General features: G+C 67.0%; 16 protein-coding genes, 1 tRNA gene and 2 pseudogenes. 14 read left to right on the top strand and 5 right to left on the bottom strand.

Annotated features, from left to right (window positions below; all coding sequences use genetic code 11):
• Positions 1–19: 19 nt before the first annotated feature.
• From A5758_RS23475 to A5758_RS23455, 5 genes and pseudogenes are all read left to right on the top strand, one after another.
• Complete coding sequence (locus A5758_RS23475) at positions 20–460, top strand: DUF402 domain-containing protein (RefSeq protein ID WP_067745059.1); 441 nt, start codon at positions 20–22, stop codon at positions 458–460.
• A gap of 125 nt (positions 461–585) precedes the next feature.
• Positions 586–1,020, top strand: coding sequence for a CBS domain-containing protein (locus tag A5758_RS23470; RefSeq protein WP_067745056.1), 435 nt, complete (start codon positions 586–588; stop codon positions 1,018–1,020).
• Positions 1,021–1,110: 90 nt separating this feature from the next.
• The gene (locus A5758_RS23465) at positions 1,111–2,799 is read left to right on the top strand and encodes an HAD hydrolase family protein (protein ID WP_067745053.1); all 1,689 of its coding nucleotides are present in this window, start codon (positions 1,111–1,113) and stop codon (positions 2,797–2,799) included.
• An 89-nt stretch (positions 2,800–2,888) separates the two neighbouring features.
• Positions 2,889–3,401, top strand: a pseudogene (locus A5758_RS23460) (ATP-dependent DNA ligase); the annotation flags it as partial.
• A gap of 41 nt (positions 3,402–3,442) precedes the next feature.
• Positions 3,443–3,859 (top strand): hypothetical protein, encoded by a 417-nt coding sequence (locus A5758_RS23455; protein WP_067209531.1) that lies wholly within the window; start codon positions 3,443–3,445, stop codon positions 3,857–3,859.
• 6 nt (positions 3,860–3,865) lie between these two features.
• Here A5758_RS23455 and coaE read toward each other — a convergent pair whose 3' ends face one another.
• The 3 genes from coaE to polA form a co-directional block, all read right to left on the bottom strand.
• A complete protein-coding gene (gene coaE / locus A5758_RS23450; protein ID WP_067209534.1) occupies positions 3,866–5,080 on the bottom strand; it encodes a dephospho-CoA kinase in 1,215 nt (404 codons plus the stop codon).
• A gap of 24 nt (positions 5,081–5,104) precedes the next feature.
• A complete protein-coding gene (gene rpsA, locus A5758_RS23445; RefSeq protein ID WP_067209537.1) occupies positions 5,105–6,544 on the bottom strand; it encodes a 30S ribosomal protein S1 in 1,440 nt (479 codons plus the stop codon).
• Positions 6,545–6,751: 207 nt separating this feature from the next.
• Positions 6,752–9,412, bottom strand: a complete 2,661-nt coding sequence (gene polA, locus A5758_RS23440) for a DNA polymerase I (RefSeq protein ID WP_197504047.1) — start codon at positions 9,410–9,412, stop codon at positions 6,752–6,754.
• Positions 9,413–9,556: 144 nt separating this feature from the next.
• On the opposite strand from polA, the gene A5758_RS23435 reads away from it, so the two are divergent.
• Positions 9,557–9,997 (top strand): Zn-ribbon domain-containing OB-fold protein, encoded by a 441-nt coding sequence (locus A5758_RS23435; RefSeq protein ID WP_067209542.1) that lies wholly within the window; start codon positions 9,557–9,559, stop codon positions 9,995–9,997.
• Positions 9,997–11,193 carry a lipid-transfer protein gene (locus tag A5758_RS23430; protein WP_067209657.1) on the top strand — a complete coding sequence of 399 codons (1,197 nt, stop codon included), beginning with the start codon at positions 9,997–9,999 and terminating at the stop codon, positions 11,191–11,193. Before A5758_RS23435 ends, A5758_RS23430 begins: the two co-directional genes overlap by 1 nt.
• 13 nt (positions 11,194–11,206) lie before the next feature.
• Here the strand turns inward: A5758_RS23430 and A5758_RS23425 are convergent, their stop codons facing one another.
• The gene (locus tag A5758_RS23425) at positions 11,207–11,824 is read right to left on the bottom strand and encodes an ANTAR domain-containing response regulator (protein ID WP_197503909.1); all 618 of its coding nucleotides are present in this window, start codon (positions 11,822–11,824) and stop codon (positions 11,207–11,209) included.
• Between the two features lie 113 nt (positions 11,825–11,937).
• Here A5758_RS23425 and A5758_RS23420 point away from each other — a divergent pair.
• The 7 genes and pseudogenes from A5758_RS23420 to cydC all read left to right on the top strand — a co-directional run bounded on the left by A5758_RS23420 (position 11,938) and on the right by cydC (position 20,728).
• A tRNA-Leu gene (locus A5758_RS23420) sits at positions 11,938–12,014 on the top strand.
• 737 nt (positions 12,015–12,751) lie between these two features.
• Positions 12,752–14,092, top strand: coding sequence for an adenylate/guanylate cyclase domain-containing protein (locus A5758_RS23415; protein ID WP_067745047.1), 1,341 nt, complete (start codon positions 12,752–12,754; stop codon positions 14,090–14,092).
• Positions 14,093–14,121: 29 nt separating this feature from the next.
• Positions 14,122–14,718, top strand: a complete 597-nt coding sequence (locus A5758_RS23410) for an HdeD family acid-resistance protein (protein WP_156622759.1) — start codon at positions 14,122–14,124, stop codon at positions 14,716–14,718.
• Between the two features lie 88 nt (positions 14,719–14,806).
• Complete coding sequence (locus tag A5758_RS23405) at positions 14,807–16,279, top strand: cytochrome ubiquinol oxidase subunit I (protein ID WP_067209589.1); 1,473 nt, start codon at positions 14,807–14,809, stop codon at positions 16,277–16,279.
• A gap of 34 nt (positions 16,280–16,313) precedes the next feature.
• Positions 16,314–17,354, top strand: a complete 1,041-nt coding sequence (gene cydB / locus A5758_RS23400) for a cytochrome d ubiquinol oxidase subunit II (RefSeq protein ID WP_067209594.1) — start codon at positions 16,314–16,316, stop codon at positions 17,352–17,354.
• Positions 17,355–17,428: 74 nt separating this feature from the next.
• Complete coding sequence (gene cydD / locus A5758_RS23395) at positions 17,429–19,042, top strand: thiol reductant ABC exporter subunit CydD (protein WP_082939820.1); 1,614 nt, start codon at positions 17,429–17,431, stop codon at positions 19,040–19,042.
• Positions 19,029–20,728 (top strand): annotated as a pseudogene (gene cydC / locus A5758_RS23390) (thiol reductant ABC exporter subunit CydC). Before cydD ends, cydC begins: the two are co-directional and overlap by 14 nt.
• On the opposite strand, the gene A5758_RS23385 reads toward cydC, so the two are convergent.
• Positions 20,671–22,068, bottom strand: a complete 1,398-nt coding sequence (locus tag A5758_RS23385) for a bifunctional lysylphosphatidylglycerol flippase/synthetase MprF (RefSeq protein ID WP_067209601.1) — start codon at positions 22,066–22,068, stop codon at positions 20,671–20,673. The pseudogene cydC and the gene A5758_RS23385 sit on opposite strands and share 58 nt — an antisense overlap.
• Between the last annotated feature and the right edge of the window lie 35 nt (positions 22,069–22,103).

Below are 22,103 nucleotides of genomic sequence, written 5' to 3'. Positions count from 1 at the left end.
CACCGATCCCAAGGGCATCGTGCGGGCCGTGGATGACTATGCGGTGCATCCGTGGGGCCTCTACGTCGCCCGGCCCACCCCCGGCCGCGCCCAGTTCCACTACCTCGAGTCGTGGCTGCTGCCGTCGCTCGGCTTGCGCGCCACGGTCTTTCACTTCAACCCGGGCCATGAACGCGACCACGACTATTACCTCGATGTCGGTGAGTACACGCCCGGCCCCGACGTCTGGCGTTCCGAAGATCACTACCTAGACATCGAGGTCCGCACCGGCGACGGCGCTGACCTGACCGACATCGACGAGTTGCTGGATGCCGTCCGGCACGGCTTGCTGACCCCGGACGACGCCGAGCGGGCGGTGCGGCGCGCCGTGAACGCCGTGGCGGGGTTGGCCCGCAACGGTTATGACCTGTCCCGCTGGCTGGCCGGCCACGGGATGGAGCTGACGTGGCGTAGCCGGTGAATCTTTCCGGTGTCGGCCTGGGGCCGAACGAGGGCCTAACGACCCTACAAATCAACGGGCAAGCTTCCTAAATTCGACGGTGTCAGGATGGTGACCCGTCAGCACTCAGCCAAGGGAGAGAAGTCATGACCACCGCGCGCGAGATCATGCACGCCGGCGCGACCTGCGTCGGTGAGCACGAATCACTGACCGCCGCTGCCCGGCAGATGCGTGATCTGGGGGTGGGCGCCTTGCCGATCTGTGGTGAAGACGACCGTTTGCACGGCATGATCACAGATCGCGACATCGTCATCAAATGTGTTGCTGCCGAACGTGATCCAGACGCTATGCTCGCTAGTGAACTCGCACAGGGCAGTGCCTATCACGTCGAGGCCGACGCCAGCATCGAACAAATGCTCACCGTCATGGAGGAACATCAGGTACGCCGGCTGCCCGTGATCGACAAGCACCGCTTGGTGGGCATAGTCAGCGAAGCCGATATCGCCCGTCATCTTCCCGAGCACGCTATCGCCCAGTTCGTCAAAGCGATCTGCGCTCAGCCTGCCATTTCCAGCCACTGAGCCGTTCCGGGCGCTGGCTTACAGAGGAAGGCCTTTCACGGGAAATGCAGCCCGCAAGCGCTGACGTCGGGCGAACGATCTGAGGAAGTTGTGACGTTCTTCCAAGTGATAGCGGTCGACCTCGACGGCACGTTGACATCGCGCGGCCAGGTGTCACCCCAAGCGCTGGCCGCCATTGCGGGTGCTCGGAACAAAGGGCTGACAGCCGTGTTGGTCACCGGGCGCATCCGAACGGAACTGCAATCCGAATTCCCCCACATCGCCGGCCACTTCGATGCGGTCGTACTCGAAAACGGCGCGGTAATGGTGGTCAAGGGGCACGCATACGCGCTGGCCGAGCCGGTGGACAGCAGCCTCGATGACTCCCTTTCCCAGCGTAGGGTGCCATTCCGCCGGGGCGAAGCGATTGTGGCCATCGACGGCGAGCATGCCGCGACCGTCGCGGATGTGATCGGCGAGCTCGAACTGGACTGCCAGGTCGTCCGAAACCGGGCCGCCCTGATGGTGTTGCCGGCCGGTGTCACCAAAGGCACCGGGCTATGCGCAGCTCTGGCCAAGATGAATCTCTCCCCACACAACACCGTCGCCGTCGGGGATGCGGAGAACGACTTGTCGCTTTTCGGCATCGCGGAGCTCGGTGCCGCGGTGTCCGATGCCGTCTCGTCCGTACGCCGGCACGCCGATCTCGTCCTCGACGAACCGAATGGCGCCGGCGTCGCCGAGTTGCTGACCGGCCCATACCTCAGCGGGGCGCAACGATGGTGCCCGCCGCGACGATGGGTCGAGATCGGCACCTTCGACGACCACACCCCCACCCGGGTGCCGGGGAGCCAGGGCCGCATCCTCGTGACCGGCTCTGCCGGCTCGGGGAAAAGCTACCTCGTCGGCCTGCTGGCAGAGCGATGGATCTCGGCCGGCTACTGCGTCCTGGTCATCGATCCCGAAGGCGACCACGCGCAACTACGGGAACTCAACGGGGTCGAGGTGATCGATGGCCGCAACCGCCTTCCCGAACCCACCGAATTGGTCAACAGCCTCAACCCGCATTCCAGTGTGGTGGTGGACATGTCCGGGATCGCCGAGCCCGCCAAGGCCGAGTACTTGCACCTACTGCGATCAACCGCGGAGGCGCACCGTGAAGAACACGGATTCCCGCACTGGGTGATCTACGACGAGGCACAACTCCTCGGCACCAACGAGGAAGCACGCTGGGCACGACGCGGCGGCTATGTGTTGTCGTCGTTCGCGCCCGCCGCACTCCCCGCCCAGGAGATCGACAACAGCGACGTGGTGCTGACCCTCACCGCCAGTGGCGACGCCCCTGCCCTGACCGCGGTGCGACGGGCCACGGTCAGCTTCGGCGGCGGGCCGCCTCGCGCATTCACCATCGCTGACCGCCAGACCGGCCACGTGCGGCACCGCCACAAATATGCCGATGTCCGGCTTCCGGATGAACGCCGGTTCTACTTCCACACCATCAATGACCGATCCGTCCGGCCGGCCGCGACGATGCATGAATTTCGTTCCGCGATAAGCCATATCGATTACGAGGCGCTGCAGTACCATCTCGAACGCGGGGATTTCTCGCGGTGGCTGGCCTCGACCATTACCGACAGGGACTTGGCAAAGCAGGTCGCAGCCTGGGAGGACCAGGTCCTGGCCCGCCGCGCCGCCGACGTGGAACACATCCGACACGAACTGATCCGCGCGGTGGAAGAACGTTATCTGCTGCACGACGCCGCCGAGGGTCACCAGCCGCCCCCTCAAGGGAGCGGCTAATCCGGCGGGACCGGGAGGCCGGGGCAGACCGCGACGTAGGGGACATCCGGTGAGACCCAGTCGTTCCACTGCCGGTGGCTCATGTTCCCCCGCTGCGCTACACGCCGCACCGGGTTACCGACGGCCTGGCCGCCTACCGTGCGGCCTGTGAGCGCGGCGACGAACGGGTGATCGCAAAGCTGGCCGAGTCGACCTACGACGGCGGGCGGTCGAAGAATTGGTTGAAGTTCAAGTGCGTGCGCGACCAGGAATTCGTGGTGGGCGGCTACACCAGCCCCAAGGGCAGTCGGATCGAGCTGGGCGCGCTACTGCTGGGCTATTACGAGGGCCGCGACCTGGTATACGCGGGCAAGGTGGGGACGGGCTTCGACGAGGCCACGCTGCACCGGCTGCACGAGCGGCTGTCGGCGATCACCCGGGAGACGCCGCCCTTCACCCGCGGCCTGGTGCGCGAAGCCGGCGCCCATTGGGCGCGCCCCGAACTGGTGGTGCAGATCGGTTTCACCGAGTGGACCCGTGACGGAAAGCTGCGCCACCCGCGTTACCTCGGTGTCCGCACCGACAAGGACGCCGGCGAAGTGGTACGGGAGACCGGGGACTGACCGCTTGGCCCATGGATAACGTTGACGTAATGTCGGCAATTATGAGCTGCACCGGCCGCAGGCTGCTGCCCATCACCGCGGTGACCATCATCGCCGTTGGCTCCCAACTGAGTCCGGCGACCGCGCGGGCGGACCTGCACAACATTACCTACCGCGCCCGCATCGACGCGCTCACAACCGGCAGTCAGGCCACCTTCATCATCAACGGCGGCCAGACGAACACCACCAACCTTCCGTCCATGCCCGGCAACGCATTCGAGGCCAACACGGTGCTGCCCGACCCGCAGCAGGCCGGCATGCGGATAGTGCTTCGTTTCCCGTATTCGGCGAACGTGCACTGCGAGATCGACGTCGACGACAACGTTTTCACCCAGGCCGACCAAATGGTCAAACCGGCGCCCGGAAATGCCGACCCCAACAACGGCGCGCTGCAGTGCGGCGCACCCCTGCCCGGCTGATCCGGGCTAGGGCCGCCAGCCCGTCGAATCTGCCCACTCCCAGGCGCGCCGGTAGGCGTCGAGAAACCACGGCTCCTTGGCGTCGACGTAGCACGCGGTGTCGCCGCCGGCCTGAGCTTCGGCCGACTGCTTGACGGACAGGTAGTCGGCCCGCGCCTCGGGGCTGGCCGACAGCCAGGCGACGAACAGCAGCGCGAACTGCTGGTTGGGCCAGCCATCGACGCGGATATGCACGTTGGTCGGGCGACCCGGGTCGGCCGAGGCGTGAATCCGCTTGTCCCACAACGCCGCATCGTCACTGTGGTTGTAGCGTTCGACGGCGCTGCGCGCATCGGGCTTTGCGACGTCGGAGGTGATGCGCTCGATGCGGGGGTAGCCGGCGGCCAGCAGGGGCTCGACGAGTTCGTCGGCGGCCGCCAAGGATTCGACGGTGATCTGCACGTCGATCACGTCCTTGGCGGGAAAGTCCGGCACGGCGGTCGAACCGATGTGGTCCACGCGAATCGCCCGGTGACCGCAGGCGGTCTGCAACCGGTTGACGATCCGCCGCGCCTGATCCGGCCAGGTCGGGTCGGGCGGCACCAACCGCGCCGGCGCCCGGGCGACCTGATGCTGAGTCAGGTTGTGCGCGAAGGGCAGTATCCGGTGGTCCCACACGTCATGGGCCCGCTGCACCAACTCCTCCGGGCTGCCGGAGTTGTCCACCCAGATGTCGGCGACGGCACGGCGCTGCTCGTCGCTGGCCTGCGCGGCGATCCGGGCGCGGGCGTCGGATTCGGGCATGCCGCGCTGATCGACCAGCCGTCGCAGCCGCACCTCGACGTCTGCGTACACGATGACGACGAGCGGGAACAGCGGCGCCATCCCCGACTCCACGAGCAGCGGGATGTCCTCGACGACAACCGAATCCTCGGACACCGAGGCGATGATCTCGGCGCGGCGCTTGCCGACCAGCGGGTGGACGATGCCGTTAAGCCGTTGACGCGCCTCGTCGTCCCGGAAGGCCTTGGCGGCCAACGCGGGACGATCCAGCGATCCGTCGGGAAGCAGTATGTCGTCACCGAACGCCTCCACCAGCGCCGCCAATCCCTCGGTGCCCGGCTGGACCACCTCGCGCGCGATGACATCACCGTCGACGATGACCGCACCGCATTTCGCGAAGGTGGCCGACAGCGCCGACTTGCCGGCGCCGATGCCACCGGTCAACCCGATACGCAGCATGGCGTGGGAGCGATCAGAAGCAGGTCACGCGTTGCCGGCGAGCTTCTCCCGCAGGGCAGCCAATTGGGCGTCGCTGGCCAGCGACCCGCCGGCCGCCTTCTCCTGCGGCGCGCCGTTACCCGGCGACTGCTCGGCGTGCCCGGCCGCCTCGGCCGCGGCGAACTTCTCCATCTGCGCGGTGTGCATCTTGTGCCGGCGCTCGGCCTCGGCGTAGCGGGCCTCCCACTCGGTGCGCTGCTTGTCGAATCCCTCGAGCCATTCGTTGGTCTCGGCGTCGAAGCCTTCGGGGAAGATGTAGTTGCCCTGCTCGTCGTAGCTGTCGGCCATGCCGTACTTCGCCGGGTCGAACTCGTCGGTGTAGTCCTCGTTGGCTTGCTTGAGCGACAACGAGATCCGGCGGCGCTCCAGGTCGATGTCGATGACCTTGACCATGGCGTCGTCGCCGACGGCCACCACCTGGTCGGGCACCTCGACGTGGCGCTCGGCCAGCTCGGAGATGTGCACCAGGCCCTCGATGCCTTCCTCGACACGGACGAACGCACCGAACGGCACCAGCTTGGTGACCTTGCCGGGCACGATCTGGCCGATGGCGTGCGTGCGGGCGAAGTGGCGCCACGGGTCTTCCTGGGTTGCCTTGAGCGACAACGAAACCCGCTCGCGGTCCATGTCGACGTCGAGCACCTCGACGGTGACCTCGTCGCCGACCTGGACCACCTCGGACGGGTGGTCGATGTGCTTCCAGGACAACTCGGAGACGTGCACCAGGCCGTCCACACCACCAAGGTCGACGAAAGCGCCGAAGTTGACGATGGATGAGACGACACCCTTGCGAATGGCGCCCTTCTGCAGCTGGTTGAGGAACTCGCTGCGCACCTCGGACTGGGTCTGCTCCAGCCAGGCCCGCCGCGACAGCACGACGTTGTTGCGGTTCTTGTCCAGCTCGATGATCTTGGCCTCGATCTCCTTGCCGATGTACGGCTGCAGATCGCGGACCCGACGCATCTCGACCAGCGACGCGGGCAGGAAGCCACGCAGGCCGATGTCGAGGATCAGGCCACCCTTGACCACCTCGATGACGGTGCCCTTGACGGCCTCGTCCTTCTCCTTGAGCGCCTCGATGGTGCCCCAGGCGCGCTCGTACTGCGCGCGCTTCTTGGACAGGATCAGGCGGCCCTCTTTGTCCTCCTTGGTGAGGACAAGGGCTTCGACCTCATCGCCGACGGAAACGACCTCGCTGGGGTCGACATCGTGCTTGATGGAGAGCTCGCGGGCGGGGATGACGCCCTCGGTCTTGTAGCCGATGTCGAGGAGCACCTCGTCCCGGTCCACTTTGACGATCGTCCCCTCGACGATGTCGCCATCGTTGAAGTACTTGATCGTTTTGTCTATTGCGGCAAGAAAGTCCTCGCTGGAGCCAATGTCGTTGACGGCTACTTGGGGCGAGGTGACGGTGGGACTCGGCATGTGGTGGGTTGCTCCGGACAGGTTGGGTCGTAGGGACAAAACTGGGATTTATCTGTTGAGGTTACTCGACTGCGTACACGCTGGCCAAACCCGGGCGGCGCGCCACTTGCGCGACACCGGGCATATGCCCACGGCGAAAGTGACGGCAGCGCGAATTTCGCGCCAATTTTCTCTCCGCCAGATCATCCTCGGCGGCTAATGCCCCCGTCAATGCGCTGCCGCGTCCCATGAGCGGCCGTACCCCACCGAAACCTCCAGCGGGACATCGAGCGGATAGGCGCCGCCCATCTTCTCGCGGGCCAACGCCTCGAGCTGGTCCCGCTCTCCCGGAGCGATTTCGAACAGGAGTTCGTCATGCACCTGCAGCAGCATCCGGGACTTCAGTCCGGCTTCGTTGACCGCCTTGTCGACCTCGATCATCGCGACCTTGATGATGTCGGCGGCGCTGCCCTGGATGGGCGCGTTGAGCGCCGCCCGCTCGGCCGCCTCCCGCACCTGGCGGTTGCTGCTGTCCAGCTCGGGAAGGTAGCGGCGGCGGCCCAGCACCGTCGAGGTGTAGCCGTCCTTGCGGGCCTGCTCCACGATGTTCATCAGGTAGTCGCGCACCCCGCCGAACCGGGCGAAGTAGGCGTCCATCTGTTCCTTCGCCTCTTCGGTGGAGATCTTGAGCTGCTGCGACAGGCCGTAGGCGCTCAACCCGTAGGCCAGCCCGTACGACATCGCCTTGACCCGGCGGCGCAGCTCGGCGGTGACCTCCTCGATCGGCACGCCGAATGCCCGGGACGCGACGAACGAGTGCAGGTCCTCCCCCGTGTTGAACGCCTCGATCAGGCCCTCATCCCGGGACAGGTGCGCCATGATCCGCATCTCGATCTGGCTGTAGTCGGCGGTCATCAACTCGCTGTAGCCCTCGCCGACCACGAATGCGTCGCGGATCCGCCGGCCGGCCTCGGTGCGGATCGGAATGTTCTGCAGGTTCGGCTCGGTCGACGACAGCCGGCCCGTCGCCGCGATGGTCTGGTTGAACGTGGTGTGGATACGCCCGTCCGAGGCCACCGCATTCAGCAAGCCGTCGACGGTCACCTTGAGCCGGGTGGCGTCGCGGTGGGTCAGCAGGTGTTGCAGGAACGGATGACCCGTCTTGTCGAACAGTGACTGCAGGGCGTCGGCGTCGGTGGTGTAGCCGGTCTTGGTGCGCTTGGTCTTCGGCATCTCCAGCTCGTCGAAGAGCACCGTCTGCAGCTGTTTCGGCGAGCCCAGGTTGATCTGCTTGCCGATCACCGCGTAGGCCGCTTCGGCCGCGTCGCGGATCTGGTGGGCGAAATCGCTCTGCAGCTCGCCGAGCAAATCCAAATCGACTGCGATACCGGTGTGTTCCATCCCGGCCAGCACCCGCTGCACCGGCAGCTCCATGCCGCCAAGCAGCGACGTGGAGTTGATGCGGGCGAGCTCCTCGTCGAGCGCGTCGGCCAGATCCAGCACCGCCACGGCCCGCAGGATCAGCGTCTGCACCGCCTGGTCGTCCGTTCCATCGGAATCGTCGAGCAGCGAAAGCTGTTGCTGCTCGGGGGTTTCCGCGCGCAGCTCCCTGCGCAGGTAGCGCAGCGACAGGTCCTCGAGGGAGAAGCTGCGCTGCCCCGGCCGCACCAGGTAGGCGGCCAGCGCGGTGTCTGAGGTGACCCCGGCCAGCGTCCAGCCCCGGCCGGCGAGGTCGTGCATCGCCAGCTTGGCCTCGTGCAGCGCCTTGGGCGGACCCGGGTCGGCCAGCCAGGACGCCAGCGCCGCCTCGTCGTCGGGCTCCAGCATCGAGGTGTCGATGTAGCGGCCCTCACCGTCGGCGGAGACGATGGCCACTGCGGTGGCGTCGGCGTCGTAGGCCAAATGCGTGCCGACGACGGCCAGGCCGAACCGCTTGCCCGAGCTGTGCTCCGCCAGCCACACCGCCAACTCGCCGGGCTGCAGCGCCCCACCGCGGACGTCGAAGCCGGCGTCGACCTCGGGCTCTGCCGCCACCAGGGTGTCGAACAACCGGTCGCGCAACACCCGGAACTCCAGGTCGTCGAAGAGCCGGTGGATGTGGTCGCGGTCCCAGGGCTGCATGCGCAGCGTGTCCGGGGTCTGTGCCAGCGGCACGTCCTTGACGAGATCGGTCAGCTCGCGGTTGCGGATCACGCTGGCCAGGTTGGCCCGCAGTGCGTCGCCGACCTTGCCGCGCACCGAGTCGACGTTGTCCACCAGGCCTTGCAGCGAGCCGTATTCGGCGATCCACTTGGACGCGGTCTTCTCCCCGACGCCGGGGATGCCGGGCAGGTTGTCGCTGGGATCGCCACGCAGGGCGGCGAAGTCGGGGTATTGCACGGGCGTCAACCCATACTTTTCGACGACGGCCTCTGGCGTGAACCGAGTGAGTTCGCTTACGCCCTTGCGCGGGTAGAGCACCGTGACGTCGTCGCTGACCAACTGCAGGGAATCCCGGTCCCCGGTGACCACCAGCACGCGGTAGCCCTGGTTTTCGGCCTGGGTGGCCAGCGTCGCGATGAGGTCGTCGGCTTCGAAGCCCTGCTCGGCGAGCACCGTGATGCCCAGCGCGTTCAGCACTTCCTTGGTGATGTCGATCTGGCCGTGAAACTCGTCCGGCGTCGCCGAGCGGTTGGCCTTGTACTCGGGGTACCGCTCGGAGCGGAAGGTCTGCCGGGACACGTCGAACGCCGCGGCGACGTGCGTCGGAGCCTCGTCGCGCAACAGGTTGATCAGCATGGCGGTGAAGCCGTACACCGCGTTGGTGGTCAGGCCGCCGCGGGTCTTGAAGTTCTCGGCCGGCAGCGCGTAGAACGCGCGGAAGGCCAGCGAATTGCCGTCCAGCAGCATCAGCGTCGGCTTGGTCTGCTCCTCGCTGGCGATACTCACGGCTCACACTCTAGGCATCCGGTACGACGAGGCACGCGCCCCAACCACCCGGACCAGAACTGCAACACGTTTCAGTTTTGTATTGGGCCTGGGTAGTCTGGCCGAGTGCCAGAGGTCACCAGCCAAGAACCCGCGATCGACGGATGGTTCGCCACCGACGACACCGGAAGCGCCCACTTGATCGGCAGTAAGTGCCCCGAGTGCGGCACTTATGTCTTTCCGCCGCGCGAGAACAACTGCCCCAACCCGGGCTGCGCCAGCGACACACTAGAGCCCGTCGCGTTGTCGACCCGGGGAACGCTGTGGAGCTACACCGAAAACCGGTATCCGCCGCCGCCGCCCTACCCGGCCCCGGATCCCTTCGAGCCGTTCGCCATCGCCGCGGTCGAGCTGGCCGACGAGGGAATCATCGTGCTGGGCAAGGTGGTCGAGGGGACCCTGGCCGCCGACTTGAAGGTCGGCATGGAGATGGAGCTGACCACCATGCCGCTGTTCACCGACGACGACGGCGTGGAGCGCCTCGTCTATGCGTGGAGGATCGCCTGATGCCCGAACCGCTGTACATTCTCGGCGCCGGAATGCACCCCTGGGGCAAGTGGGGCCGCGACTTCACCGAATATGGGGTCGTCGCCGCACGCGCCGCGCTGGCCGAGGCGGGCCTGGACTGGACACAGATCCAGTTGGTCGCCGGCGCGGACACCATCCGCAACGGCTACCCGGGCTTCATCGCCGGGTCGACGTTCGCCCAGAAGCTGGGTTGGAACGGCGTCCCGGTCAGCTCGAGCTACGCCGCGTGTGCGAGCGGTTCCCAGGCGCTGCAGAGCGCGCGGGCCCAAATCCTGGCCGGTTTTTGCGACGTCGCGCTGGTGATCGGCGCTGACACCACCCCGAAGGGCGCGTTCGCTCCCGTCGGCGGAGAACGCAAGAACGACCCGGACTGGCAGCGGTTCCACCTGATCGGCGCGATGAACCCGGTCTACTTCGCGCTGCTGGCGCGTCGTCGGATGGACCTCTACGGCGCGACGGCCGAGGACTTCGCGCAGGTGAAGGTGAAGAACTCGCGCCACGGCCTGCAGAACCCAAATGCCCGCTACCGCAAGGAAGCTTCGGCCGACGACGTGTTCGCCAGCCCGGTGGTGGCCGACCCGTTGCGACAGCTCGACATCTGCGCCACCTCCGACGGTGCGGCGGCCCTGATCGTCGCCAGCGCCGAGTTCGCCCGCAAGCACCTCGGCTCGCTCGACGGCGTTCCGTCGGTGCGCGCGGTCAGCACGGTCACCCCCCGCTATCCGCAGCACCTGCCCGAATTACCGGACATCGCAACGGATTCCACCGCCGCGGTGCCCGCACCGGACCGGGTGTTCAAGGATCAGATCCTGGATGCGGCCTACGCCGAGGCGGGCATCGGGCCCGAGGATGTCAGCCTGGCCGAGGTCTACGACCTGTCGACCGCGCTGGAGCTCGACTGGTACGAGCACCTCGGGCTGTGCCCCAAGGGCGAGGCCGAGGCGCTGCTGCGCAGCGGCGCGACCACCATCGGCGGCAAGGTCCCGGTCAACCCGTCGGGCGGTCTGGCCTGCTTCGGCGAGGCGATCCCCGCCCAGGCCATCGCGCAGGTCTGCGAGCTGACCTGGCAGCTGCGCGGTCAGGCGACCGGCCGGCAGGTGGAGAACGCCACCGTCGGCGTCACCGCCAACCAGGGCCTGTTCGGACACGGCTCGTCGGTGATCGTGGCGCGCTGAACGACGCGCCGGGCTACTCGTCGGGGGTGTCGAGGGTTTCCAGGACGACTTCGGCGACCCGCTTCATCGTGGTGCGCCGGTCCATGGCGGCGCGCTGAATCCACTTGAACGCCTCGGGCTCGGTCATGCCCTGCTTGGTCTGCAACAGGCCCTTGGCGCGTTCGACGAGCTTGCGGGTCTCCAGCCGTTCGGACAACGTCGCCACTTCGCGTTCCAGCTCGGTGATCTCGCTGAAGCGGCTGACCGCCAATTCGATCGCCGGAATCAGGTCGCTGATCGTGAAGGGCTTCACCAGGTAGGCCATCGCCCCGGCATCGCGGGCGCGCTCGACCAAGTCGCGCTGGCTGAACGCGGTCAGCACCACGATCGGTGCGATGCGCTTGCTGGCGATCTCGGACGCCGCGTCGATCCCGTCGCGGCGAGGCATCTTCACGTCCATGATCACGAGGTCGGGCTGATGTCGTTCGGCCAACTCGACGGCCTCCTGACCGTCGCCGGCCTCCCCGACGATGTCGTAACCCTCCTCCCGCAGCATCTCGGCGAGGTCCATTCGGATCAGCGCTTCGTCTTCCGCGATCAGGACCCGGCGCGGCACAGCGGCGTCGGTGGTGTCGGTCGTGGGGCCTGTCATGACGGACATTCTCTCGTGAACGTCCGAGGCCAGCGACCTCGGGGCGGTGAGAAGGGTGTCTACGCCGAATCCTCTATGGTGGGAGGCTGCCTCTAAGGTAGGAGGCCGAGTAAGCCCTCGTATCCCAACTGGCAGAGGAAACGGACTCAAAACCCGTCCAGTGTGGGTTCGAATCCCACCGAGGGCACCACAGGTAGGACAGACAAGCACCGGCCCGTCAGGGCGTACCGGTGGCCCCGGGTCGATTCGCCTCGCATACCGATGCCAACTGCGGTGACCCTGGCCCGGCATCCCACCCCTCCCGGCGAACCGGCGGCTCCAAGCCCCAGGTTTGTTAAATACGGCAAATCCGTGCCAAAGGTATGAACTCGCCCGAATTTGAATACCGCGCGCAATAAAGGGCGTAGTTGCATTCAAATAGAATCGCGCCGGTTACACGATCAATTCATGCCATTCGGGGGCCTCGCCGAGGCGCCAATCACCGACCTATGGCGAGCCAAGCTCGGCCGGGTTGTGACTGCCGCGTTAGCGACTGATGCACACTTGTTCTTCCGAGTGCACCACGTTGACCTGCATCGGATCGTTCTGCATCGAGTCGGTGGCCACCCGCAACAATGAACCTGCCCCACCGCATCCCACCCCACAGGCGGGGGTTGCCGCCGCGGTGCACGCCAGCATCAGCGCTATCCCAATCCTGCTGCTGAGACTTGCCACCCCGCACCCCCGATTTAGAGGAACACATGACCCACATCACAGCCCGACATATGTTTAATAACACGTCGGAAAATTTTGTAAACCCCCTTCAGCCGAAAATCTTTTTAATTTTTCCGGTGCCCCGAAGCGCCAGGCATCGACGGGCATCCGGCGCGTCGTCGGGACCCCGTTGACTGGCCCACAAACCCGAGCTCAGCGGTTACGCTTTTGAATGTGGCGGCTAAGAAGTGCGGCGCCCCACCAGTGTCAGCCGGCTCGTCGAGACGCCCGGACTGCGTAGCCGCGGTGCGGGCGCAGACACGCGACCGCAATCAGCACTACGCCGCCAGCGCCGCGCGCCGGGCCCGGATCCTAACCATCACTGCATGGCTGGCCGTCATGGTGAGCGTGAGCTTCGTGCTCGTGCAGATCCTCAGCGGCACATGGCTGTGGCAGGTCAGCTCGATCAACATCCTCGGCGCGATGGTTTTTGCGATGGTCCCGTGGCTGCAGCGATTCGGCGAACTGGTTGCCCCGCTTACCTTTATGGGCGCGGCCTACGTGTCCGTCGTTGCCAGCTGCGTGGACGTCGGCACCGGGTCGGGCGCCCAGTTCTTCTTCCTGGTGGGCGCCTGCATCGTCGTGTTGTTGCTGGGGATCGAACACATCGTTCTGGCATCCGCGCTGGCCGCCGTCGCCGCCGGCCTCATCGTCGCCGTCGAGTTCCTGGTTCCCCGCGACACCGGGCTACAGCCGGCCTGGGCCCAATCGACCGGTTTCATCGTGACGGCGATCTCCAGCGTCGTGATGGTGGTCGTGACGGTGTGGTTCGCCCTCCGTGACACCGCACGCGCCGAGGCCATGATGGAGACGCAGTACGAACGTTCGGAGGCGTTGCTGGCCAACATGTTGCCGGCCAGCATCGCCGAGCGGCTCAAGGAGCCAGACCGCAGCGTCATCGCCGACAAGTTCGACGACGCCTCCGTCCTGTTCGCCGATATCGTCGGATTCACCGAGCGGGCCAGCGGCACGCCCCCGGCCGACCTGGTGCGCTTCCTCGACCGGTTGTACAGCGCCTTCGACGCACTGGTGGACAGGCACGGACTCGAGAAGATCAAAGTCAGCGGCGACTCTTACATGGTGGTCAGCGGCGTTCCGCGCGCCCGGTCCGACCACGCGCATGCCCTCGCGGACTTCGCGCTCGACATGGCCAATGTTGCGGCCGGACTACAGGATCCGCACGGCAATGCGGTTCCACTGCGGGTGGGCATGGCATGCGGACCGGTGGTCGCCGGCGTGGTGGGTTCCCGGCGCTTCTTCTATGACGTGTGGGGTGACGCGGTCAATGTCGCGTCCCGGATGGAATCCACCGACTCGGTGGGCCGAATTCAGGTGCCCGAGGCCATGTACGAGCGCCTCAAGGACGAATTCGTGCTGCAGGAGCGCGGCCACATCGACGTCAAGGGCAAAGGCCTCATGCGCACCTGGTATCTGATCGGGCGCAAGGCGGCCGGCGAAACCACCGAGGACACCACCGATCTGCTGGCAGGGGATTCACGCAAGGCCCACGTGTAGCCCAAAGTGCCCTATACCCAAGGCGGCGTTTGTGTCAGACTGCGGCCATGCAAACCACACCTGGATCTCCCCCTGCTCCAAGTTTGTTGCCGCATCTGTGGAAATCGACCCTGCTGTCGGGACTTCTGTCGCTGGCTCTCGGCATTGTGGTGCTGGCGTGGCCCGGAATATCCATCGTGGTCGCCGCAACCGCTTTCGGCGTCTATCTGCTGATCACCGGCGCCGCACAGGTGTTCTTCGCTTTCAGCCTGCATGTCTCGGCGGGAAGCCGGATCCTGCTCTTCATCAGCGGTGCCGCGTCACTCATCCTGGCGTTGTTGGCGTTTCGCCATTTCGGTCAGGGATACGCAATCCTGTTGTTAGCCATTTGGATTGGCATCGGATTCATCTTCCGCGGCGTCGGCACGACGGTCTCGGCCATCCAGGACCCGCACCTGCCGGGGCGGGGATGGGCGATCTTCATCGGCCTGATCAGTCTGCTCGCCGGCATCGTCGTCCTGGCGTCACCGCTCGAATCGATTGTCACGCTGGCGCTCGTGGTCGGGGTCTGGTTCGTGGTCCTCGGCATCTTCGAGATCCTGTCGTCCTTCGGCATCCGCAAGGCGTCGAAGACCCTGGCCCCCTGAGGCGGCTCTAGGTAGCGCCGGCCCCAGCCCTTCTACTACACTTTGTAGTAGCCGTGTCGTACGGCTCCGCAGTTTCGGGAGATGACAGATGAATGTCGTCGATATTTCGCGGTGGCAGTTCGGTATCACTACCGTCTACCACTTCATCTTCGTGCCGCTCACCATCGGTTTGGCGCCCCTGCTGGCGGTCATGCAGACGGTATGGGTGGTCACGGATAACGCCGCGTGGTACCGGCTCACCAAGTTCTTCGGCAAGTTGTTCCTGATCAACTTCGCCATCGGCGTGGCGACGGGGATCGTCCAGGAATTCCAGTTCGGCATGAACTGGAGCGAGTATTCGCGGTTCGTCGGCGACATCTTCGGCGCGCCGCTGGCCATGGAGGGCTTGTTCGCCTTCTTCTTCGAGTCCACCTTCATCGGGTTGTGGATTTTCGGTTGGGGCCGGCTGCCGAAGCTGATCCACCTGGCCTGTATCTGGATCGTCGCGATCGGTGTGAACGTGTCCGCGTTCTTCATTATCGTCGCGAACTCGTTCATGCAGCATCCAGTTGGCGCGCACTACAACCCGGCGACACATCGTGCCGAGCTGGACAGCATCACCGCGCTGCTGGGCAATAACACTGCGCGGTGGGCGTTTACCCACACGGTCGCCGGCGCATTGCTGACCGCTGCGACGTTCGTCGCGGCCATCAGCGCCTGGTTCCTGGTCCGTTCGCGCCGCCCGGCGACCGCCACCCCCGCCGCGGAATCGGACGCGCGCTCCATGTTTCGTCCGGCGGCCATCCTGGGGTGCTGGGTGGTGCTGCTCGCGGCCGTCGGCCTGTTCTTCACCGGTGACCGCCAGGGCAAGCTGATGTTCGTTCAGCAACCGATGAAGATGGCGTCGGCGGAATCGTTGTGTGGCACCGAAACCGACCCCGACTTCTCGATTCTCACCGTGGGCACGCACAACAACTGCGACAGCATCACCCGCGTCATCGAGGTCCCCTACGTGCTGCCGTTCCTCGCGGAGGGGCGGACCAGCGACGTGACTTTGCAGGGCGTCCGCAATATCCAGCAGGACTTCGAGCAACGATTCGGCCCAAACGACTACCGGCCCAACCTGTTTGTCACGTACTGGTCGTTCCGCGCGATGATCGGGTTCCTGGCCGTTCCGATATTGTTCGCGCTTGCCGCGCTGTGGCTCACCCGCGGCGGCCGAGTGCCCAACCAGCGGTGGTTCTCCTGGCTGGCGCTGCTGACCATTCCCACGCCGTTCCTGGCGAACATCTCCGGGTGGGTGTTCACCGAAATGGGGCGACAACCCTGGATCGTCGCACCGAATCCGACCGGCGACCAACAGGTTCGGTTCACCGTCCACGAGGCCGTCTCGCACCATGCCCCCGGCATGGTCGTCACCTCCCTGGTGACGTTCACTCTCGTCTACGCGGTGCTCGCGGTCGTCTGGTTCTGGCTGCTCAAGCGTTACGTCACCGAAGGGCCGCGGGAACACGACGCCGAACCGGCTCCCCCGCCGGCACCCCACGACGACGAGGTGGCGCCGCTCTCGTTCGCCTACTAGGCCGAGACTCACGAACTCAGAAAGGGGCTGACCGATGGGACTCCAGCAGTTGTGGTTCGGCATCATCGGGTTGCTGTTCCTCGGTTTCTTCGTACTGGAGGGCTTCGATTTCGGCGTAGGCATGCTGATGGAACCGCTCGCCCGCGTGGGGATCGGCGAGGCCGAACCCATCCGGCGCACGGCGCTCAACACCATCGGCCCGGTCTGGGACGGCAACGAAGTGTGGCTGATCGTGGGCGGCGCGGGCATGTTCGCCGCGTTTCCGGGCTGGTATGCAACCGTGTTCTCCACGCTGTACCTGCCGCTGCTGGCCATTCTGTTCGGCATGATCCTGCGCGCCGTGGCGATCGAGTGGCGCGGCAAGGTCGACGACACAAAGTGGCGCGGCTGGGCCGATTTCGGCATCGCCGCCGGTTCCTGGCTGCCCGCCGTTTTGTGGGGCGTTGCCTTCGCCGTCCTCGTCCGCGGCCTGCCGGTGGACGCCGACGGGCAGGTCAACCTGTCGATCACCGACGTGCTCAACGCCTACACCCTGCTGGGCGGCTTGGCCACCGCCGGACTGTTTCTGCTCTACGGCGCGGTGTTCATCTCGCTGAAGACCTCCGGGGCGATCCGCGACGACGCCCACCGGCTGGCGGTGTGGCTGTCGCTGCCGGTGACCGGACTGGTTGCGGGCTTTGGGATCTGGACACAACTGGCCTACGGCAAGGGCTGGACCTGGCTGGTACTCGCCGTCGCCGTGGTGGCGCAGCTGGCGGCGGTGCTGCTGGTATGGCGGCGCATCTCCGATGGCTGGGCGTTCGCCTGCACCGCGACCGTCGTTCTTGCGGTGGTGATCCTGTTGTTCGGCGCGCTGTACCCGAACCTGGTGCCGTCCACGCTGAACAAGCAGTGGAGCCTGACGATCTACAACGCCTCGTCGACGCCATACACCCTCAAGGTCATGACGTGGGTTACCGCGTTCATGGCTCCGCTGACGGTGGTATACCAGGCGTGGTCGTACTGGGTTTTCCGGCAACGGATCTCGGCGGACCGGATACCGCCGTCCATCGGCCTGGCGAGGCGGGTGTCCTGAGCGCGACCGATTCGCCGCCCGGCTCAAGAGCGCGGGGCCCACTGGACCCGCGACTGTGGCAGGCATCGAGCGCCCTGCGCCGCTACCTGACCGCGACGGTGTGCTGCGGAGCGGTGATCTCCGGCTGCGCGATCGGCTCGGCGATCGTGCTGGCGGGCGTGGTTGCCCGCGCCGTCAGCGATCGCTCGGCGCACAGCCCGCGCGCCTGGCTCGGGCCGCTGTCGGTCCTGTTGCTGCTGTGGACCATTCGCACGTTGGCGCACTGGTTGCAGGCCCGGTTGGGTCAACGCGGCGCCAGCGCGGTCATCGCCGATCTGTCCGGTCAGGTGCTCACGGCGGTGACCGCCCGCCAGCCCGGTGAGCTCGCCGAACAGCGAGATGCCGCCGCGGTGGTGGTCACGCGAGGCCTCGACGGCCTACGCCCCTACTTCACCGGGTACCTGCCCACGTTGCTGCTCGCCGGGATCCTCACCCCGGCGACCGTCGCCGTCATCGCTCTCTACGACCTGAAATCGGCGGCGATCGTGGCGATCACCTTGCCCCTCATACCGATTTTCATGGTCCTGATCGGCCTGGCAACCGCGGACCGGTCGGCGGCGGCCCTGGCCGCCATGACGACACTGCAGGGACGGTTGCTCGATCTCATCGCCGGCATCCCCACCCTGCGGGCACTGGGACGCGGTCGGGGCCCGGAACGCCGGATCGCCGAACTGGCTGCCGCGCACCGCCGCTCGGCCATGGCGACCCTCCGGATCGCGTTCCTGTCGGCACTGGTGCTGGAACTGCTGGCGACGCTGGGCGTGGCGCTGATCGCGGTGGGGATCGGTTTCCGCCTGGTGTTCGGAGAGATGACGCTGGCGACCGGCCTCACTGTGCTGTTGCTGGCACCCGATGTCTACTGGCCGCTGCGCCGCATCGGCGTGGAATTCCACGCCGCACAGGACGGAAGAACCGCCGCCGACAAGGCCTTCGCCCTCATCGGCCAGCCGACCCCACCAAAAGCCCGAGGTGAGACGGTCACCGCCCGCGGCGCGGAGATCCGCCTCGACGGGCTCAGCGTCGCCGGTCGCGACGGCCACGCGCCGCGCGACCTCACCGCACTCATCGAACCGGGCGCCGTGACGGTACTGACCGGACGCAACGGTGCAGGCAAAAGCACGACGCTGCAGGCAATCACCGGGGTCACCGTGCCGTCCTCGGGCCGGGTCACCGTGGCCGGCATCGACGTCGCCGATCTGGAGCCGGGCGCCTGGTGGCGGCAGTTGTCGTGGCTTCCGCAGCGCCCGGCGCTCGTCCCGGGCACGGTTCGGGACAACCTGGTCCTGTTCGGCGACCTGGACGACCTCGAAACAGCTTGCGTGGCCTCCGATTTCGATACGGTGCTGGCCGACCTGCCCGATGGGCTGGACACGGTGCTCGGCCGTGGCGGCGTCGGCCTGTCATTGGGGCAGCGGCAACGGCTCGGCCTCGCCCGGGCGCTCGGATCGTCCGCACCCGTGCTGCTGCTCGACGAGCCCACCGCGCACCTCGATGCGCACGCCGAGGAACGCGTGTTGCGGGCCATCGTGGAGCGCGCCCGTGCGGGTGCGACCGTCGTCGTCGTCGGGCACCGCGCACCGATTCTGGCGATCGGTGACCGGGTGGTCGAAGTGGTCGCCGACAGTGGGGTGCGTTATGTCCCGGCCTGATCCGCTGTTGGCGGCCGCGCCGCTGCTGCGGCCCCGACTCCCCCGGCTATTTGCGGCCATCGGGCTGGGCGTGCTGTCGCTGGGCAGCGCGCTGGCGCTGGCCGGTGTCTCGGCCTGGCTCATCACGCGGGCCTGGCAGATGCCGCCCGTGCTGGACCTGTCGGTCGCGGCCGTCGCGGTGCGCGCTTTCGCGATTTCGCGGGGGGTACTGCACTACTGCGAGCGGCTGGTCACCCACGACGCCGCGCTACGCGCGGCCGGCACCGCCCGGGCGGGGATCTATCACCGGCTGGCCCACGGGCCGGCGGCGGCCGCCGTCCGTCTGCACAGCGGCGAGCTCGTCACCCGCGTGGGCTCCGATGTCGAAGAACTGGCCAACGTGCTGGTGCGTGCCGTGGTGCCGATCGGGGTCGCGGTGGTGCTGGGGCTGGCGGCGACCGTGGTGGTCGCGGCCATCTCGCTGCCGGCCGGGGCGGTGCTGGCGATCTGCCTGCTGGTCGCGGGCCTCGTCGCACCGCGGTTAGCGGCCAGGGCCGCGGCCAGCCAGGAAAGCCTTGCCCGGCAGCATCATTCCGACCGCGATACGTCGGCGATGATCGCTCTGGAACACGCGCCCGAGCTTCGCGTCGCCGGCCTGCTCCCCCGCGTCATCGCCGAATCGCAACGCCGCCAACGCGCGTGGGGCAGCGCGCTCGACGCGGCCGCCCGACCGGCCGCCATCGCCGAGTCCGCGCCGACCGCCGCAATCGGGGCCAGCGTGCTCGGCGCGGTGGTGGCCGGTATCTGGCTGGCCCCTTCGGTCGCGCCCACCACCCTCGCCGTCCTGATGTTGTTGCCGCTGTCCGCGTTCGAGGCGATGACACCGTTGCCGGCCGCCGCGGTCCAGTTGACCCGATCGCGCATCGCCGCCCGCCGTCTGCTCGACCTGACGACGAGCGACCGCCCGCCTCAGCCCGAATCGCCCGCGGCCCCGCCGCAGCCCGACGCCGTGGTGTCCGCCGACATTCGGGCCGGGCACGCCGGAGCGGCCCGCTCGAACCGCATCACGCTGGAGCTGCCCCCGGGTGCCCGGCTGGCCGTCACCGGCGCCAGCGGGTGCGGCAAGACCACGCTGCTGATGACGCTCGCCGGGCTACTTCCTCCGCTCGAGGGACAGGTGATCCTCGGCGGCACCGATCTGACCGCCTTCCACGAAGACGACTTGCGCGGCGCCGTCTGTTTTTTCGCCGAGGACGCGCACGTCTTCGCCACCACGGTTCGAGACAACCTGCTGGTGGCCCGCGGCGACTGCCGGGACGCCGAACTGGAGGTCGCGCTGGACGCGGTCGGGCTGGGCGCCTGGCTCGCCGGTCTGCCCGAGAACCTGTCGACGGTGTTGACCGGTGGCGCGCAGGCGCTTTCGGGCGGTCAGCGCAGGAGGCTGCTACTGGCGCGGGCGATGCTCTCGCCCGCCCGGATCGTGCTGCTCGACGAGCCGACCGAGCACCTGGACGCCGCCGACGCCGAACCGATACTCCGCGACCTGCTGGGGCCGAATTCCGCGCTGATGTCGGCAGATCGGACCGTGGTGGTGGCTACCCACCACCTGCCCGAGGGCATTGGGTGTCGCGAACTGCACCTCGATGCGCTCAGAGGTGTCGCCGGCGCGGCATGAACTCCAGCGACAGCAGCACGATCAACAACTGAACGATCTGAGTCATGGAGACCAGCGCGTAGCGCTGGGTGTCCAGCGCGTGGAACTTGCGCACGTAGCGGTACAGCGACTCGAGGGCGATCAGCGGGTCGAGAACATGGATCAACCGATAGAAGACGCGCTGGACGCGGCTGCGATTCTTCTCGTCGAAGATTTCCGGGAACGCCGCGAACGCGAGGGAAAGCCGTTGGGCGCCATTCTCTTTGCCGGCCATGATCATGTCCACGCTGAGGCGTTCGTCGATGCCGTTGGGGGCTCCGCGCCGACGCCACGGCACGTCGAGCGTGATGTCGCTGCCGCCACCGGCGGTCGCGTACCGGTGGAATCCCTGCACCTTGCCCGAGGCGTCCCGGGCCAGGATCAGCTGTATGCCGGGGAACCGGCCCTCCAGCACGCCGTCGAGGTTCATGTGGAATCCGCGCTCCGTGTGGGCCGCCTTGCTCGACGCGCGGACCACCTCGGTCAGCTCGGCCAGTTGCTCATCGCTGAGTTCCTGCTCCCCGACGATCTCGGTCGTGATGCCGCAGTTGTGGGAGCGCTGCACCGCCTGGCGCAGGTTGCGGAACTTGCGCCCCACCATGTCGAAACCGGTGACGTCGACGACGACGTCACGCCCGATCGGGACGGCGCGCAACGACTGTCCGAGCACCGCGGCGTCGTTCCACAATTCGAGCCGTCGCGCGCCGCAACCGACCACCGCGATTCGCCAGCCGTGGGTGTGGCACATGGCGGCGAAGTCGGCGACCAGCTCGGGGAATCGGGTCTCGTCACCGATCGGGTCACCGCCGACCACGGCGATACCCAGGCGCGTCCGGTAGGCCAGCGCGGCGCTGCCGTCCGCGGTGAAGTGGTAGCTCTTGCCCGTCTGCATCGCGAAGGGCGCGAGCGGATCATCCCGGGTGGCCTGGATCAGTTTCCACACCCGGGGCAGATCCTCCGGACGCGGATGCGACGAAGTCGGCCACATCAGCACCATGCCGGAGCTGGCGATCACCAGGTCGCCGAGCAGATCGAAGGACAGCACATGCAGGCCAAGCCCGGCCAGCACGAAGAAGAACGCCGCGACGGCGTGCATGGCCGTCACGGGACGCCCCAGGAAGATGCCGCGTGCGATCCACGCCACCGCGACCAGTACGGTCAGCGACCAGGCCAACCGATCGGTGTAGTGCCACGCCGGATGGTGATGGTGGCGAACCAGGATTTCGGCCAGCCAGCAGGTGGCGCTCAACAGCGCCAGCGCACCAATCAGCCGGGCCGCCCGCGAATCGACCGAGACGACCACGCGTTCGCGCGCGCGGGCCTTCGCTGAGACGTCCACCACGGGCCCGCTCACACTCACCTCCCGATGCGCTGAAATTCCAGCTGGGC

Source organism: Mycobacterium sp. 852014-50255_SCH5639931 (assembly GCF_001665605.1).
Lineage (GTDB): Bacteria > Actinomycetota > Actinomycetes > Mycobacteriales > Mycobacteriaceae > Mycobacterium > Mycobacterium paraffinicum.
The sequence above is the reverse complement of the archived record's forward strand: the minus strand, read 5'-3'. Positions and strand labels throughout refer to the sequence as shown.